We start from the raw sequence: 15,636 nt of genomic DNA, 5'->3' as shown, positions 1-15,636 counted from the left end.
CGGCGGCGCTTTCGGGCAGCCGCCGCGGCCATGGCGGGGATATACTGACAGGACACTCTCCGCCGGAGCCGATCGATGATCGTCGACCGCCAGGGCAGGCGCTTCCGCAACCTGCGCGTCAGCCTTACCGCCGCCTGCAACTACGCCTGCACCTACTGCGTGCCGGACGGCAAGCGGCTGGTCGCCGCGCAGGACGAGCTTTCCGCGCAGAGCCTGGTGCGCGGGGTGGCCTACCTGATCGAAGCCGCCGGCATCGAACGGCTGCGCGTCACCGGCGGCGAGCCGCTGGTCAGCCCCAAGCTGGATGCCTTCCTCCATGGCGTCAGCGGCCTCGGGCTCAAGGACATCAGCCTGACCAGCAACGGCCAGCTGCTGTCGCGCAAGCTGCCGCTGCTGCTCGATTGCGGCATCCGCCGGCTGAACATCTCCCTGGATACCCTGGACTCCGCGGCCTTCCGCGGCATCGCCCGTGGCGGCGACCTGGCCACGGTGCTCAAGGGGCTGGACGAGGCCAGCGCCGCGGGCATGAAGGTCAAGGTCAACATGGTGCCGCTGCGCGGGAGCAACCTCGACCAGGTGGTGCCGCTGCTGGACTACTGCCTGGAGCGCGGCTTCGAGCTGCGCTTCATCGAGCTGATGCGCATGGGCCACCTGGCCCGCGACGGCAATGCCTTCGCCAGCCAGTTCGTCGGCCTGCAGGAACTGCTCGGGCTGATCGGCCGCGACCATCCCTACGTCCAGGCCAACGCGCCGGTGGACGCCACCGCCCTGCGCTACGAAGTGCCGGGGCGGGGCTTCTTCGGCGTGATCGCCAACGAGAGCGTGCCCTTCTGCCGCACCTGCTCGCGGCTGCGCCTGTCCTCCACCGGCTGGCTGCACGGCTGCCTGTCCTCCAGCAACCGCCACTACGTCGGCGACCTGCTCGACAAGCCGCGCCACCAGGCCCTGCCGGCCTTGCAGCGGCTGCTGGTGAAGGCCCTGGCGGACAAGCAGGAAGTGGCCTTCTCCGGTGGCGCCACGGTGATGAAGATCATCGGCGGCTGAAACCCGACATCCCCAAGCCAGGCGATCCATGCACGACTTCCCCATTTCCTATATCGAACCGGTGTTCCGCCCGCCGAGCGAGGCGCATTCGCTGATCCTGCCGGTGACCAACGGCTGCTCCTGGAACCAGTGCGGCTTCTGCGAGATGTACACCCGGCCGCAGAAGAAATTCCGCGCCCGCGACGAGGCCGAGGTGCTGGAGGAGATCCGCCGCTGCGGCGAGCGCCTGATCGTCCAGCGCGTGTTCCTCGCCGACGGCGATGCCCTGGTGCTGCCGACGCGGCGCCTGTTGAACATCCTGCGGGCGATCCGCGAGCACCTGCCGGAGGTGCGGCGGGTGTCCAGCTACTGCCTGCCGCGCAACCTGCGCAAGAAGTCGGTGGAGGAACTGAAGGAACTGGCCGACGCCGGGCTGGGCATGGCCTATGTCGGCGCCGAGTCCGGCGACGACGAGGTGCTGGCGCGGGTGAACAAGGGCGAGACCTACGCCTCGACCCTCGACGCCCTGGACAAGCTCGGCCAGGCCGGCATCCAGCGTTCGCTGATGATCCTCAACGGCCTCGGCGGCCAGGGCCTGAGCGAGCAGCACGCGGACAACTCGGCGCGCCTGATGAACGCCGCGCAGCCGGAGTTCCTCTCCACCCTGGTGGTCAGCTTCCCCACCGGCGAACAGCGCTTCCGGGCGGGCTTCCCGGACTTCCAGCCGCTGGACCGGGCCCAGCTGTTCGCCGAGGTCGAGCGCCTGCTGCAGGGCCTGGAGCTGCGCGACACCGTGTTCCGCAGCGACCATGCCTCCAACTACCTGGTGCTCAAGGGCGTGCTCGGCGCCGACAAGCCGCGCCTGCTGGCCCAGGTGCGCGAGGCCATCGAGCGGCCGCAGCAGGCGAAGCTGCGCCAGGAATGGCAGCGCGGCCTGTGATGGCGCGGAAGCTGCATCCGTCCGGCCAACGCCGGTTTTTCGACGCCGGCCGCGGAGAGATCGAATGCGCTACCTGTTGTTGACCCTGGCCCTGGCTGCGCTGGCCGGCTGCATGAAGCCCAGCGACATGGCCGAACGCACCGGCTACTACATGGGCGACGCCGGCTTCCTCGACCACAGCCAGACCCGCCGCACGGGGAACTGGCGGCTGCAGGCGGACTCCTTCATCTACATCGCCCAGGGGCACTTCGTGCCGCCGGGGCATGCCTATGCGCGGCCCAACGTGGTGGCCGAGGAAGCCTTCAGGGGCTTCGTCGAATACTTCCCGCAGGTGCGCCGGGCCAAGGCCCCGGAGGGCCTGGACGAGGCCATGCAGGAGGCGCGGGCGGCCGGCGCCGACTACCTGCTGTACACGCGCTTCGCCCGCGGCGAGGACAATGTGGGAAACTGGGAAGAGTACGAAGACACCGACAACGACGTCGGACGCGACCGCAGCGTGATCCAGGTGATGCTGATCGACACCGGCAACCGCTTCCTGCTGGACAGCGCCACCATCCGCAGCCGCGGCGGTTTCCTGACGTTCTACGACGCCCGGCCCGAGGACCTGATCGGGCCGCCGCTGGAAGAGTACGCCCGCAGCCTGCTGGGGGTGAGGGCGACCGAGGAGTTCCAATGACCGATACAGGCAAGGCCGGCGACCTGCTGGCGCAGATTCCCGCCAGCAAGGGCCTGCCGCCCGTGCACCTGTGGAACCCGCCGTTCTGCGGCGACATCGACATGCGCATCGCCCGCGACGGCACCTGGTACTACCTGGGCACGCCCATCGGGCGCAAGCCGATGGTCAAGCTGTTCTCCAGCATCATCCGCCGCGATGGCGACGACTACTTCCTGGTCACCCCGGTGGAGAAGTGCGGCATCCGCGTCGACGACGCGCCCTTCGTCGCCGTGACCCTGGGCGTGGAAGGGCAGGGCGAGGCCCAGCAACTGCGCTTCACCAGCAACGTCGAGGACGAGTTCGTCGCCGGCGCCGACCACCCGATCCGCGTCGACATCGACCCGCAGACCCAGGAGCCGGCGCCCTACGTGCTGGTGCGCAGCAACCTGGAGGCGCTGATCCACCGCAACGTGTTCTACCAACTGGTCGAGCTGGCCGTGCCGCGCCTGATCGATGGCCAGCAGTGGCTGGGCGTATGGAGCGGCGGCGAGTTCTTCGCCATCGGCCCGCAGCCGTGACCGGCAGGTCCCGAGGTGGCCGGTAGTCCGCCAAAGGTGCCGCTACAGCGGTTGGGGCCTCAAGCCCCTGCGCCCGTACTCCTTGTAATTGGATGGACTCACCCTCACCGAGGCGTCGAGGCGCCACGGTGGCATTCTAAGAGGCCAGCGACAGTGAGGGTGAGGCCATGAAAAAGCATACGACGACGAAGAAGCCCATGTCTGCAGTCGATGTGTCGGTTTGCACGACAATCGCCGTGGATTTGGCGAAGCAGGTCTTCCAGGTGGCCGGGGAAGAGGCCCAGGGCCAACTGGTGTACGAACAGCGGATCAAGTCGCGTGAAGCGTTTCAGGTGTTCCTGCAGAAGCTGCCGACGGGCGTGACGGTGCTGATGGAAACCGGTCCGGGTGCGCAAGCCTGGGCCCGGATGCTGCAGGCGCAGGGCAACCCGGTGCGTATCCTGCCGGCCCAGCGTGTGGCCGAGCACCGCAGCGGGGCAAAGAATGATCGCAATGACGCCCACGCCATTCTGCGAGCGGGGCGGGATTGCAGCATTGCGGCGGTGCCGGTGAAGAGTATCGCGGCGCTGGCGATGCAGGCCTGCCACCGGATCCGGCGTGGCTATGTGCGGCGGCGTACGGCCACGGGTAATCAGATACGCGGGCTACTGCTGGAGCAGGGTATCGCCCTGGCCCAGGGGGAGGCGGCCCTGAGCCAGGGTGTCCCCCGGGTACTGGAGGACGCCAGCCAGCCCTTGCCGGATCTGCTGCGTGAGCTGATCGACGAGATGCTGAGCGAGTGGAAGCGGCTGGGCGAGCGCATTGCAGCGCTGACCGAGAGTCTGGAAGAATGTGCCAATGCGGACCAGGCCGCGAAACGGCTGATGACGGTGCGTGGCATTGGTCCGATCACTGCCACGGCACTGCTGGCCAAGCAGACCGAACCGGAACGTTTCGCCACTGCGCGCCAGTTCGCCGCCTACTTCGGTATCGTGCCGGACCAGCACAGCAGCGGGCAGAAGGTGCGGCTGGGCAAGATGAACAAACGAGGCGACGCCTATGTGCGCAGCCTGATGGTCGTGGGCGCGCATGCGGTATTGAAGCAACTGCGGCCGGATTCCGAGCACCCGGACGACCGTCGCCTGCAACGCTGGCTACAGCGCCTGGGGCGCAAGGGGGCGGCCGTGCGACTGGCCAACCGCAACCTGCGGATCGCCTGGGTACTGTTGCGCAGCGAGCAGACCTACCAGCGCAAGCCGAACGCTTGCCAGGAGATTGAGATGAGTCACTGATCCAACGAGTTCCCGCCACCGGGGCGCCAAGCCGCTCCAACCCCTGCTGAAGAACATTGACCCCTGGTCAGACCGTCGCGGATTGATGCCTACGCTCCTACTGGCCCTCGAGGCCTCCTTGTAATCGGCATTCCGCGGGCTTACCCAATGTTGGCCAGAAGCCCGACGTGGCTTCCTCGAACAGGCCTAATACATAGATGCAATCGGGTTCCTCTGTTCAAAAGCGGGTTGACGGTGGGGGTGAGTCCATACATAGGAGCGCGCCCTGCGCGCGATTCGCGGGCAGGGCCCGCTCCTACAGTCCAGCAACTGTCTTGCCGGCCGCGCCAGGTTTGCTCTTACGACAGGCACAAAAAAACGCCGTTTCCTGTGAGGGAAACGGCGTTCTTCATTACACGGCGGCCTTACATGTTGGGGTAGTTCGGCCCGCCGGTGCCTTCCGGGGCGACCCAGGTGATGTTCTGCGCCGGGTCCTTGATGTCGCAGGTCTTGCAGTGCACGCAGTTCTGCGCGTTGATCTGGAAGCGCTTGCTGCCGTCGTCGTTGCTCACCACTTCGTACACGCCGGCCGGGCAGTAGCGCTGCGCCGGTTCGTCGTAGAGCGGCAGGTTCTTGGCGATGGGCACGCTCGGGTCGGCCAGCTTGAGGTGGATCGGCTGGTCTTCCTCGTGGTTGGTGTTGGAGAGGAACACCGAGGACAGCTTGTCGAAGCTCAGCTTGCCGTCGGGTTTCGGGTAGTCGATCTTCGGCGCTTCGCTGGCCTTCTTCAGGCTGGCGTAGTCCGGGGTGGTGTCGTGCAGGGTGACCGGGATCTTGCCGCCGAAGAAGTTCTGGTCGATGAAGTTGAACGCACCGCCACCGATGGCGCCAAACTTGTGGATGGCCGCGCCGAAGTTGCGGCTGCGGAACAGTTCGTCGTACAGCCAGCTGGCCTTGAACGCGTCCACGTAGTTGGTCAACTCGTCGCCGCCCTCGCGGCCGGCGGCCAGGGCCTCGGCGATGGCCTCGGCGGCCAGCATGCCGGACTTCATGGCGGTGTGGCTGCCCTTGATCTTGGCGAAGTTCAGGGTGCCCAGGTCGCAGCCGATCAGCGCGCCGCCGGGGAAGACCATCTTCGGCAGCGAGTTGTAGCCGCCCTTGCAGATGGCGCGGGCGCCGTAGGCCACGCGCTTGCCGCCTTCCAGGTACTGCTTGATCACCGGGTGGTGCTTGTAGCGCTGGAACTCGTCGAAGGGCGACAGGTGCGGGTTGCTGTAGGACAGGTCGATGATCAGGCCCACGACCACCTGGTTGTTCTCCAGGTGATAGAGGAAGGAGCCGCCCGGGTTGTCGTCGTTCAGCGGCCAGCCGGCGGTGTGCACCACCAGGCCCTGCTCGTGCTTGGCCGGGTCGATGTCCCAGATTTCCTTGATGCCGATGCCGTAGTGCTGGGCGTCGGCGTCGCTGTCGAGCTTGTACTTCCTGATCAGCTGCTTGCCGATGTGGCCACGGCAGCCTTCGGCGAACAGGGTGTACTTGGCGCGCAGCTCCATACCGGGGGTGTAGTACCCTTCTTTCGGATTGCCTTCGCGGTCGACGCCCAGGTCACCGGTGACGATGCCGCGGACCACGCCGTTCTCGTCGATCAGGGCTTCCTGGGCGGCGAAGCCCGGGTAGATCTCCACGCCCAGGCCTTCGGCCTGCTGGGCCAGCCAGCGGCACAGGTTGCCCAGGGAGATGATGTAGTTGCCCTCGTTGTGCATGGTCTTGGGCACGAAGAAGTTCGGCACCCTGGTGGCGGCCTGGTCGTTCTTCAGGACGTAGATGTCGTCGCGCTTGACCGGGGTGTTCAGCGGGGCTTCGAGTTCCTTCCAGTTGGGGAACAGCTCGTTCAGCGCGCGCGGCTCGAACACGGCCCCGGAAAGAATGTGGGCGCCTACTTCGGAACCCTTCTCGACCACACAGACGCTGATCTCCTGACCCGCGTCGGCGGCCTTCTGCTTCAGTCGGCATGCGGCGGACAGACCGGCAGGGCCGGCGCCGACGATGACGACGTCGAATTCCATGTATTCGCGTTCCACTTCTCGATCTCTCCTAACTCAAGGCTCTACAGGCTATTTGTTGGTATGGGGCCGGGGGCGCTACCCCGGACAGAGCGGGGCGCAATTATAGCGACAGGGCCCAGCATAGTTATACCCCCCGTTTTGGGCAATACAAACGTTTGTTTGAAATGCGCGGAAGCCTGATAGAATCGGCTTCCGCGCCTTATGAACGGGCATTCACGCGTATTGACCCGACAGGGCGATGCGGTCAAGATAGCCACGGTTTTGCGGTCGCGGTCTTGCTGCGTGTAGTCGCAGATAGCGTGCACTACCGGCCAGGCCTGTCTGGCGACTTCCTATTCACCGGAGAAAAACGAGGAATCCATGAAGGTTCTTGTAGCTGTCAAACGAGTGGTTGACTATAACGTCAAGGTCCGCGTCAAGGCGGACAACTCCGGCGTCGATCTCGCCAACGTGAAAATGTCCATGAACCCCTTCTGCGAAATCGCCGTGGAAGAGGCCGTGCGTCTGAAGGAAAAGGGCGTCGCCACTGAAATCGTCGCCGTCTCCGTCGGCCCGACCGCGGCCCAGGAACAACTGCGCACCGCCCTGGCCCTGGGCGCCGACCGCGCCATCCTGGTCGAGACCAACGAAGAACTGAATTCCCTGGCCATCGCCAAGGCCCTGAAGGCCGTGGTCGACAAAGAGCAGCCGCAGCTGGTCATCCTCGGCAAGCAGGCCATCGACAGCGACAACAACCAGACCGGCCAGATGCTGGCCGCGCTGACCGGCTACGCCCAGGGCACCTTCGCCTCCAAGGTCGAAGTGGCTGGCGGTCAGGTCAAGGTCACTCGCGAAATCGATGGCGGCCTGCAGACCGTTGCGCTGGAGCTGCCGGCGATCGTCACCACCGACCTGCGCCTGAACGAGCCGCGCTACGCGTCGCTGCCGAACATCATGAAAGCGAAGAAGAAGCCGCTGGACGTGGTGACCCCGGACGCCCTCGGCGTTTCCACCGCTTCCACCGTGAAGACCCTGAAAGTGGAAGCCCCGGCTGCCCGCAGCGCCGGCATCAAGGTCAAGTCCGTGGCTGAACTGGTCGAGAAACTGAAGAACGAGGCGAAAGTAATCTGATGGCTATCCTGGTAATCGCTGAGCACAACAACGGCGTCCTGGGCGCTGCCACCCTGAACACCGTCGCTGCCGCACAGAAGATCGGTGGCGATGTCGCCGTGCTGGTCGCCGGCCAGAACGTCGGTGCCGTGGCCGAAGCCGCCGCCAAGATCGCAGGCGTTGCCAAGGTGCTGGTCGCCGACAACGCCGCCTACGCCCACCAACTGCCGGAGAACGTCGCTCCGCTGGTGGCCGAACTGGGCAAGGGCTACAGCCACATCCTGGCCGCCGCCACCACCAACGGCAAGAACTACCTGCCGCGCGTCGCCGCGCTGCTGGACGTCGACCAGATCTCCGAGATCATCGACGTGGTCAGCGCCGACACCTTCAAGCGCCCGATCTATGCCGGCAACGCCATCGCCACCGTGCAGTCCTCGGCGCCGATCAAGGTCATCACCGTGCGCACCACCGGCTTCGACGCCGTCGCCGCCGAAGGCGGTTCGGCTGCCGTCGAGCAGGTTTCCGGCCCGGCCGATGCCGGCAAGTCCGCCTTCGTCGGCGAAGAGCTGGCCAAGTCCGACCGTCCGGAACTGACCGCCGCCAAGATCGTGGTCTCCGGTGGCCGCGGCATGGGCAACGGCGACAACTTCAAGATCCTCTACGCCCTGGCCGACAAGTTGGGCGCCGCCGTCGGTGCTTCCCGCGCCGCGGTCGACGCCGGCTTCGTGCCGAACGACATGCAGGTCGGCCAGACCGGCAAGATCGTCGCGCCGCAGCTGTACATCGCCGTGGGTATCTCCGGTGCCATCCAGCACCTGGCGGGCATGAAGGACTCGAAAGTCATCGTGGCCATCAACAAGGACGAAGAGGCGCCGATCTTCCAGGTCGCCGACTACGGCCTGGTTGGCGATCTGTTCGAGCTCGTGCCGGAGCTGGAAAAGGCCGTCTGAGCCTGACCCGCTGACGAAGGAACCCGCTCCCAGGAGCGGGTTCTTTCATTTCGGGCCCCTGGTTTCCCGTGTTCGCCGCAGGGGACGACCCATTGGTCACGAATCTTCTCCCGGTTGCGCCCAAGAGAAGGTGTCTCATCTACAATGCGCGACGTCTTCAGTACCTGAACCTGTTCTAACGGCACCTGGCAAACGAGGTTTTCATGATCATCAAACCGCGCGTGCGTGGCTTCATCTGCGTCACTACCCACCCGACCGGCTGCGAAGCCAACGTCAAGGAACAGATCGAGTACGTCGAGGCGCATGGCCCCATCGCCAACGGTCCGAAGAAGGTCCTGGTGATCGGCTCGTCCACCGGCTACGGCCTGGCCGCGCGTATCAGCGCCGCCTTCGGCGCCGGCGCCGCCACCCTGGGCGTGTTCTTCGAGCGCCCGGGCAGCGAGACCAAGGCCGGCACCGCCGGCTGGTACAACTCGGCGGCCTTCGAGAAATTCGCCAAGGCCAAGGGCCTGTACGCCCGCAGCATCAACGGCGACGCCTTCTCCGACGAGGTGAAGAAAGTCACCATCGAGACCATCAAGCAGGACCTGGGCAAGGTCGACCTGGTGGTCTACAGCCTGGCCGCCCCGCGCCGTACCCATCCGAAGACCGGCGAAGTCTTCAACTCGGTGCTCAAGCCGGTGGGCAAGGCCGTCAACTTCCGCGGCCTGGACACCGACAAGGAAGTGATCAAGGAAAGCGTGATGGAGCCGGCGACCGCCGAGGAGATCGCCAACACCGTCGCGGTGATGGGCGGCGAAGACTGGCAGATGTGGATGGACGCGTTGCAGGAAGCCGGGGTGCTGGCCGACGGCGTGAAGACCACCGCCTTCACCTACCTGGGCGAAGAGATCACCCACGATCTGTACTGGAACGGCTCCATCGGCGCCGCCAAGAAGGACCTGGACCAGAAGGTCCTGGGCATTCGCGAGAAGCTGGCCGCCAACGGCGGTGACGCCCGCGTGTCGGTGCTCAAGGCGGTGGTCACCCAGGCCAGCTCGGCCATCCCGATGATGCCGCTGTACCTGTCGCTGCTGTTCAAGGTGATGAAGGAGAAGGGCACCCACGAGGGCTGCATCGAGCAGGTCGACGGCCTGTTCCGCGACAGCCTCTACGGCAGCCAGCCGCACCTGGACGCCGACGGCCGCCTGCGCGCCGACTACAAGGAGCTGCAGCCGGACGTGCAGGACAAGGTGAAGGAACTGTGGAACCAGGTGACCAACGAGAACCTGTACCAGCTGACCGACTTCACCGGCTACAAGACCGAGTTCCTGCGCCTGTTCGGCTTCGAGATCGCCGGGGTGGACTACGAGCAGGACGTCAATCCGGACGTGCAGATTCCCGGTCTGATCCAGCTGTAAAAGCTGATCTTCGCTCCAGCAGAACCGGCGCCCAGGCGCCGGTTCTGCATTCCGGCCTCAGCGAGCCGCGGTGCGCTGCGCTTTGGCCTGTTCGAGGAAGTCCAGGTAGTGGCCGGCGGTCTCTTCCGGGCGCTCGATCATCGGCACGTGGCCGCAGTCGCGCAGGATGGCCACGCTGGGGTGCTTGAGCAGCGGCTTCATCACCTCGACGCTGGACACGTCCAGCACCCGGTCGCGGTCGCCCCACAGCAGCAGGGTGGGCGCGGTGATCTTCGGCAGCTCCGGCTCCAGCGGGATGTAGCGCTCGCGCAGCTGGCCGAAGATGTAGGCATTGAGCTGGCTGCGCTGCACGCCGCGTTCGCCCAGGTACAGTTGCAGGCGTTCGGGCATCGGCGGGCGCTGGTAGAAGACGAAGTCCATCAGCCCGGAGAAGTCCTCGGGGCGGCCCAGCACCAGCGGGTTGGGCTGGCCACCCTGCAGGCGCCGGAACAGTTCGCTCTGCTGCGGCGCGTCGATCCCGGCGTTGTCGAACAGGCCCACGGAGAAGGCCATGTCCGGGTGCCGCGCGGCCATCAGCGCGACTATCTGCCCGCCCATGGAGTTGCCCACCAGGTGCAGGCGGCCGATGCCCAGGGCCTTGGCGAAGTCCACCAGGCGCTCGGCCTGGGTGCCGACGTCGTAGCTGATGGCCCGGGGCTGGCTGCTTTCGCCGAAGCCGGGCAGGTCGGGGATGAGCACGTGGTAGCGGTCGGTCAGGAAGCGGGCGAAGCGCGGCCAGTTGTCCTTGTCGGCGCCGAAGCCGTGGACCAGCAGGACGGTCTCCGCCTCGCGCGGGCCGCCCTCGTAGTAGCGGATGTCCAGGCCGTCGACGCGTACGCTCTGCTCGCTCAGGCCGGCGCGGGTGCGTTCGACGAACTGGGCGCTGGCCAGCAGGCTGGAGGGGAGGGCGTAGAGCACGCCGGCGCCGGCGGCCAGCAGCAGGGCGAAGGCGAGCAGGACTTTCTTCATCGGTGATCCTTGTGACCGGGGTAGCGGAAATCGAGGGTCGGGAAGGGAACGCGGCGGTTCTCGGCTTGGCGTATCCACCCGAACAGTGACATGCTGCACTGGCGTCCGAATTCGCCTAGTCTGACCCTTTGTTCAGAACTTTTTCTTACAGAAGCTAGCATGCCGTCGTCATACGCACCGCCCTCCCTTTCGCCGGTTCGCGAGGACCGCGCATGATCGGGCGCAGCCGCGCCCTGCTGGCCATGGTCGGCCTGCTGGTGCTGCACGCCCACGCCCAGAGCAGCCAGTGCTCGGTGCTGGTGGCCAGCGGCAACCCGGAGTACCCGCCGTTCCTCTGGCGCGACCCGGCCCAGCCGGAGCGTCTGGTCGGGGCCAGCGCCGAGCTGCTGGAGCAACTGGGCAAGGCCATGGGCGTGAGCATCCGCGTGCGCTACACCGGCTCCTGGGCCCGCGCCCAGGAAGAGGCGCGCCTGGGCCGTGTCGACCTGCTCGCCGGCGCCTTCCTGACGCCCGAGCGCGAGGAGGTGATGGATTACATCCGCCCGGCCTTCCTCAGCACCGACAACGTGGTCTGGGTGCACAAGGGCGATGGCTTCCCCTACGCCCGCTGGGAAGACCTGCGCGGCCACAAGGGCGGCACCCTGGTGAACAACAGCTTCGGCGCCGCCTTCGACGACTTCGCCGAGGCGCAGCTGACCCTGGAGGAGGTGCCGAGCGTGGCCCAGGCCTTCCAGAAGCTGGCCCTGGGGCGCACCGACTACGTGCTCTACGAGCGCTTCCCCGGCCTGGCCACGGCGGCCCGGCTGGGCCTGCAGCAGCGCCTGCAGCCGCTGGAGCCGCCGATCTCCAGCGAAGGGCTGTACCTGACCCTGGCCCACGCTTCGCCCTGCTACGGCCCGGAACTGCGCGGACAACTGCAGGAAAAAATGACAGAATTGGTCGCCGCCGGCGTACCGCAGCGCCTGTTGCAGCGCAACCTGCAGCGCTGGCAGGCCGAGCAAGCGCGGTCCGCCGCTTCTTCCACGCAGTAGAGAAGATTTCGTGAGCAAGCCAAGCATGACCCTCACGGGCCTGTTGCTGTGCGCCCTGGCGGGATGCGCCAACGACCCGCTTCCCAACGAGCAGATGCGCCTGACCGAGCAGGCCCTGGACCAGGCCCGGGCGGTCGGCGCCACGGACGAGGTGGCCGAGTTCAAGCTGGCCGAGGACAAGTACCAGGCCGCCCGCGAGGCCATGGCCGGCGCCGCCAACAAGCGCGCCCGGCAGCTCGCCGAGCAGGCCGAGCTGGATGCGCGCCTGGCCGAGGCCAAGGTGCTGACCGGCAAGAGCGCCGCGCAACTGGCCGAGCAGGGCAAGAGCATCCAGCGCCTGCGCCGCCAACTGGGGGAGGTGAAATGAGCCTGCGCCCACTGCTGCCGCTCGGCCTGGTGGCCGCCGCCCTGGCCCTGGCGGGCTGCTCCCACGGCCAGCTCGCCGAACAGTCCCTGGAGCGCGCGCGCAGCGAGTTCCAGGCGGTCAGGGACGATACCGGCGTGCTGCACAGCGCGCCGCGCGACGTCATCCGCGCCGGCGAGTCCCTGGCCCGCGCCGAGCGCCTGTCCAGCTACTGGGGCAGCAACGACGACGTGCTGCAATACGCCTACCTCAGCCAGCGCTACAGCGAGATCGCCCGCGAGCGCAGCAACCTGACGCTGAACCAGGAGCGCCTGGCCCGCCAGCAGCTCGACCGCGAGCGCCTGCAGCTGGCCCTGCGCGAGGCCAAGCTGGCCAGCGTGCAGGAGCAGAGCAAGTGGCTGGAGGAGCAGATGGTCAGCCTGGCCACCGACCAGACCGAGCGCGGCCTGGTGCTGACCCTGGGCGACGTGCTGTTCGACAGCGGCGAGTCCGACCTCAAGCCGGCCGCCAACCGCACCGTGCTCAAGCTGGTGCAGTTCCTCCAGCTCAACCCGCGGCGGGTGATCCGCATCGAAGGCTACACCGACAACCAGGGCGACGAGCAGGAGAACCAGCAACTGTCCCGGGACCGCGCCCAGGCGGTGGCCGACGTGCTCACCGACCTCGGTGTCGACGCCAGGCGCATCCAGGTGCAGGGCTTCGGCGAGGCCTACCCGGTGGCGGACAACGCCTCCTCCCTGGGCCGTGCGCAGAACCGCCGCGTGGAAATCGTCTTCTCCGACGACAAGGGCCAGCTCGGCGCCCAGCGCTGAGCCCCCGGTGCCGGGCGGGCAGGCCCGGTGCTGCTAACCTGCTGGCAGGCCATCTCGAAAATTTTCGAGGCCGACCTTGGCGAAAATAGGGCCATGGGACCACCCCGCACCGGGGCGTCCGCCAGCAGGAACCGCACATGCCATTGAAACAGGAAACCCTCAAGGTCCTGGTCGCCGATGCCCAGCCGCTGACCGGCTGGGGGCTGCAGCACTACCTGGCCGAGCACTGCCGGGCCGAGGTGCTGGACTGGGTGAACGACACCGACTCGCTGCTGCAGCGGCTCGAACAGCACCCCGAGACCGACCTGCTGATCCTCGAGATGGCGCTGCCCGGCTCCCGTGGCCGCGATGGCGTGCACATGATCGAGTGGCTGCAGCGCAACCACCCGCGGCTGAAGGTGCTGGTCTACTCGGTGATGGGCGCGCCGCTGATGGCCCGGGCCACGATCAAGTGCGGGGCCAGCGCCTACATCTGCAAACGCAGCCCGCTGGGCGCCCTGGACGAGGCCCTGGAGCGCATCCGCCAGGGGCAGACCTACATCGACCCCAACCTGCGCCCGCAGCGCCACACCGGGCGGCCGCTGAGCCCCACGGAGATCGACATCCTGCGCCGGCTGTCCCATGGCGCCACCGTCGGCGAGATCGCCGAGCGCACCAACCGCAGCGTCTCCACCATCAGCACCCACAAGCGCAACGCCATGCAGAAGCTGGGCGTGACCAACGACGCGCAACTGGTGATCGCCGGCATGCTGGACTGGCTCGGCGAACTCTGAGGCGCTCTGGCGCGCGGGCTGCGCCGACCATCGGCGGCGGGCTGTATCGGCATGTTTCCCTGCTACTGTTCTGGAACAGTTTCGAGTTTTTGGCTACTGTTTCGGTCCAATGCCCGAGGGATCGCCGCCATGAGCAATCTGCTTCTGTACCAACGTATCGCCCAGCAACTCGCCGAGGACATCCGCCGCGGCGTCTACCAGCCGGGCGAGCGCGTGCCCTCGGTGCGCAAGCTGAGCACCCAGCTCAACGTCAGCCACGCCACCGTGCTGCAGGCCTACGCCACCCTGGAGGACCAGGGGTTGATCCGCGCGCGCCCGCAGTCCGGCTTCTACGTGCACCACACCCCGGCGCTGACCGCCTCGACCCCGGACATCGCGCGGGTCGAGCGCCCCGGCCTGGTCACCCGCAGCAGCATCATCAACCAGGTGCTCGCCGAGGCCCGCCGCGAGGGCGTGTTCCCCCTGGGCGCGGCGGTGCCGCACGTGGATTACCTGCCGGTGCGCGCTCTGCACCAGCAACTGGCCAAGGTCACCCGCTTCTCCAGCCCGCGGGCCTTCAGCTACATGTTCAGCCCCGGCTACGAGCCGCTGCGCCGCCAGGTGGCGATCCGCATGCGCGACGCCGGCGTGGTGGTCGACCCCAGCCAGGTGACCATCACCCACGGCTGCGTGGACGCCATCCACATGGCGCTGCGGGTGATGACCCGCCCCGGCGACCTGATCGCCACCGAGTCGCCGAGCTACTACGGCCTGCTGCAACTGGCCGACATCCTCGGCCTGAAGGTCATCGAGATCCCCAGCGACCCGCTCACCGGCATCAGCCTGGAGGCCCTGCAGCTGGCCGCCAACCAATGGCCGATCAAGGCCCTGGTGCTGACCGCGCGGCTGTCCAACCCGCTGGGTGGGACCATTCCCGAGGAGCGCCAGAAGCAACTGCTCAAGCTCACCGCCGAGCACAACATCGGGGTGATCGAGGACGACATCTATGGCGAGCTGATGTTCGACGAGGGCCAGACCAAGTCACTCAAGGCCCACGACCGCGAGGGCCGGGTGGTGTACTGCTCGAGCTTCTCCAAGACCATCTCGCCGGGGGTGCGCATCGGCTGGATCATCGCCGAGCGCTACCAGGAGGAAATCCGCCGCCTGCAGACCTTCACCACGCACTCGGCGTGCACGGTGACGCAGATGGGCGTGGCCGCGTACCTGGAGAACGGCGGCTACGACCGCCACCTGCGCTACATCCGCCAGGAGTACCGCAAGAACATGACCGCCTACCAGCTGGCGGTGCAGCAGTACTTCCCCGAAGGCACGCAGATGACCCGGCCCAAGGGCGGCTTCATCCTCTGGGTCAGCCTGCCGGCCAAGGTGAACACCAAGGAACTGCACGTGCGGGCGCTGGAGCAGGGCATCAGCATCGCCCCGGGGCTGATCTTCAGCAACACCGAGCAGTTCAACAACTGCCTGCGCCTGACCTGCGGCATCCCGTGGAACCGCGAGGCGGAGCGGGCGATCATGACCCTCGGCATGCTGGCTTGCCAGCTGTGCCAGGAGGAGCAGATCGCTGCCTGACGCGTTCCCGCCGGGGCCCCACTGTAGGAGCGGACTCCGTCCGCGATTCCGCTCGCGGCGCCGGGCCATCGCGGACGGAGTCCGCTCCTACGCGGCCCCACCTCTGCCATTCCCCTGTAGGAGCGCGC

General features: G+C 67.0%; 15 protein-coding genes. 13 read left to right on the top strand and 2 right to left on the bottom strand.

From position 1 onward, the window contains the following. The first annotated feature begins 75 nt into the window (after positions 1–75). The 5 genes from PKO50_RS21330 to PKO50_RS21310 all read left to right on the top strand — a co-directional run bounded on the left by PKO50_RS21330 (position 76) and on the right by PKO50_RS21310 (position 4,467). On the top strand, positions 76–1,044 hold the full coding sequence (locus PKO50_RS21330; RefSeq protein ID WP_275627172.1) for a radical SAM protein: 969 nt from the start codon (positions 76–78) through the stop codon (positions 1,042–1,044). A gap of 28 nt (positions 1,045–1,072) precedes the next feature. Continuing rightward, entirely contained in the window at positions 1,073–1,963 is an 891-nt protein-coding gene (locus tag PKO50_RS21325) for a radical SAM protein (protein WP_275627171.1), read from the top strand. 64 nt (positions 1,964–2,027) lie between these two features. Then, positions 2,028–2,639: a DUF4823 domain-containing protein gene (locus PKO50_RS21320; protein ID WP_275627170.1), complete on the top strand. Its 612-nt coding sequence runs from the start codon at positions 2,028–2,030 to the stop codon at positions 2,637–2,639. After that, on the top strand, positions 2,636–3,196 hold the full coding sequence (locus PKO50_RS21315) for a DUF1285 domain-containing protein (protein WP_275627169.1): 561 nt from the start codon (positions 2,636–2,638) through the stop codon (positions 3,194–3,196). The genes PKO50_RS21320 and PKO50_RS21315 overlap by 4 nt, the downstream gene beginning before the upstream one ends. A gap of 212 nt (positions 3,197–3,408) precedes the next feature. After that, entirely contained in the window at positions 3,409–4,467 is a 1,059-nt protein-coding gene (locus PKO50_RS21310) for an IS110 family transposase (RefSeq protein ID WP_275630509.1), read from the top strand. Between the two features lie 404 nt (positions 4,468–4,871). On the opposite strand, the gene PKO50_RS21305 is transcribed toward PKO50_RS21310, so the two are convergent. Beyond that, positions 4,872–6,527 carry an electron transfer flavoprotein-ubiquinone oxidoreductase gene (locus PKO50_RS21305; protein ID WP_275627168.1) on the bottom strand — a complete coding sequence of 552 codons (1,656 nt, stop codon included), beginning with the start codon at positions 6,525–6,527 and terminating at the stop codon, positions 4,872–4,874. Between the two features lie 345 nt (positions 6,528–6,872). Between PKO50_RS21305 and PKO50_RS21300 the strand changes: the two genes are divergently transcribed. The 3 genes from PKO50_RS21300 to fabV all read left to right on the top strand — a co-directional run bounded on the left by PKO50_RS21300 (position 6,873) and on the right by fabV (position 9,951). Beyond that, on the top strand, positions 6,873–7,622 hold the full coding sequence (locus PKO50_RS21300; protein ID WP_275627167.1) for an electron transfer flavoprotein subunit beta/FixA family protein: 750 nt from the start codon (positions 6,873–6,875) through the stop codon (positions 7,620–7,622). After that, the gene (locus tag PKO50_RS21295; protein ID WP_275627166.1) at positions 7,622–8,551 is read left to right on the top strand and encodes an FAD-binding protein; all 930 of its coding nucleotides are present in this window, start codon (positions 7,622–7,624) and stop codon (positions 8,549–8,551) included. Before PKO50_RS21300 ends, PKO50_RS21295 begins: the two co-directional genes overlap by 1 nt. A 203-nt stretch (positions 8,552–8,754) precedes the next feature. Further along, on the top strand, positions 8,755–9,951 hold the full coding sequence (fabV, locus tag PKO50_RS21290; RefSeq protein WP_109933186.1) for an enoyl-ACP reductase FabV: 1,197 nt from the start codon (positions 8,755–8,757) through the stop codon (positions 9,949–9,951). A 57-nt stretch (positions 9,952–10,008) separates the two neighbouring features. On the opposite strand, the gene PKO50_RS21285 is transcribed toward fabV, so the two are convergent. Continuing rightward, positions 10,009–10,959, bottom strand: coding sequence for an alpha/beta fold hydrolase (locus PKO50_RS21285; RefSeq protein ID WP_275627165.1), 951 nt, complete (start codon positions 10,957–10,959; stop codon positions 10,009–10,011). 212 nt (positions 10,960–11,171) lie between these two features. Between PKO50_RS21285 and PKO50_RS21280 the strand changes: the two genes are divergently transcribed. The 5 genes from PKO50_RS21280 to PKO50_RS21260 all read left to right on the top strand — a co-directional run bounded on the left by PKO50_RS21280 (position 11,172) and on the right by PKO50_RS21260 (position 15,508). Beyond that, on the top strand, positions 11,172–11,990 hold the full coding sequence (locus tag PKO50_RS21280) for a transporter substrate-binding domain-containing protein (protein WP_275627164.1): 819 nt from the start codon (positions 11,172–11,174) through the stop codon (positions 11,988–11,990). A gap of 25 nt (positions 11,991–12,015) precedes the next feature. Beyond that, complete coding sequence (locus PKO50_RS21275; RefSeq protein WP_109933184.1) at positions 12,016–12,357, top strand: DUF4398 domain-containing protein; 342 nt, start codon at positions 12,016–12,018, stop codon at positions 12,355–12,357. After that, positions 12,354–13,166 carry an OmpA family protein gene (locus PKO50_RS21270; RefSeq protein ID WP_109933183.1) on the top strand — a complete coding sequence of 271 codons (813 nt, stop codon included), beginning with the start codon at positions 12,354–12,356 and terminating at the stop codon, positions 13,164–13,166. The genes PKO50_RS21275 and PKO50_RS21270 overlap by 4 nt, the downstream gene beginning before the upstream one ends. Positions 13,167–13,303: 137 nt before the next feature. Next, entirely contained in the window at positions 13,304–13,939 is a 636-nt protein-coding gene (locus PKO50_RS21265) for a response regulator transcription factor (RefSeq protein ID WP_109933182.1), read from the top strand. 129 nt (positions 13,940–14,068) lie between these two features. Further along, positions 14,069–15,508, top strand: coding sequence for a PLP-dependent aminotransferase family protein (locus PKO50_RS21260; protein WP_058071001.1), 1,440 nt, complete (start codon positions 14,069–14,071; stop codon positions 15,506–15,508). Positions 15,509–15,636: the final 128 nt, after the last annotated feature.

Source organism: Pseudomonas sp. 273 (assembly GCF_029201425.1).
GTDB classification, from domain to species: domain Bacteria; phylum Pseudomonadota; class Gammaproteobacteria; order Pseudomonadales; family Pseudomonadaceae; genus Pseudomonas; species Pseudomonas delhiensis.
The sequence above is the reverse complement of the archived record's forward strand: the minus strand, read 5'-3'. Positions and strand labels throughout refer to the sequence as shown.

Excerpts from the sequence above, each read along its gene's own strand:
- PKO50_RS21330 (WP_275627172.1), top strand. The coding sequence starts at position 76 with ATGATCGTCGACCGCCAGGGCAGGCGCTTCCGCAACCTGCGCGTCAGC.
- PKO50_RS21325 (WP_275627171.1), top strand. The coding sequence starts at position 1,073 with ATGCACGACTTCCCCATTTCCTATATCGAACCGGTGTTCCGCCCGCCG.
- PKO50_RS21320 (WP_275627170.1), top strand. The coding sequence starts at position 2,028 with ATGCGCTACCTGTTGTTGACCCTGGCCCTGGCTGCGCTGGCCGGCTGC.
- PKO50_RS21315 (WP_275627169.1), top strand. The coding sequence starts at position 2,636 with ATGACCGATACAGGCAAGGCCGGCGACCTGCTGGCGCAGATTCCCGCC.
- PKO50_RS21300 (WP_275627167.1), top strand. The coding sequence starts at position 6,873 with ATGAAGGTTCTTGTAGCTGTCAAACGAGTGGTTGACTATAACGTCAAG.
- PKO50_RS21295 (WP_275627166.1), top strand. The coding sequence starts at position 7,622 with ATGGCTATCCTGGTAATCGCTGAGCACAACAACGGCGTCCTGGGCGCT.
- fabV (WP_109933186.1), top strand. The coding sequence starts at position 8,755 with ATGATCATCAAACCGCGCGTGCGTGGCTTCATCTGCGTCACTACCCAC.
- PKO50_RS21285 (WP_275627165.1), bottom strand. The coding sequence starts at position 10,959 with ATGAAGAAAGTCCTGCTCGCCTTCGCCCTGCTGCTGGCCGCCGGCGCC.
- PKO50_RS21280 (WP_275627164.1), top strand. The coding sequence starts at position 11,172 with ATGATCGGGCGCAGCCGCGCCCTGCTGGCCATGGTCGGCCTGCTGGTG.
- PKO50_RS21275 (WP_109933184.1), top strand. The coding sequence starts at position 12,016 with ATGACCCTCACGGGCCTGTTGCTGTGCGCCCTGGCGGGATGCGCCAAC.
- PKO50_RS21270 (WP_109933183.1), top strand. The coding sequence starts at position 12,354 with ATGAGCCTGCGCCCACTGCTGCCGCTCGGCCTGGTGGCCGCCGCCCTG.
- PKO50_RS21265 (WP_109933182.1), top strand. The coding sequence starts at position 13,304 with ATGCCATTGAAACAGGAAACCCTCAAGGTCCTGGTCGCCGATGCCCAG.
- PKO50_RS21260 (WP_058071001.1), top strand. The coding sequence starts at position 14,069 with ATGAGCAATCTGCTTCTGTACCAACGTATCGCCCAGCAACTCGCCGAG.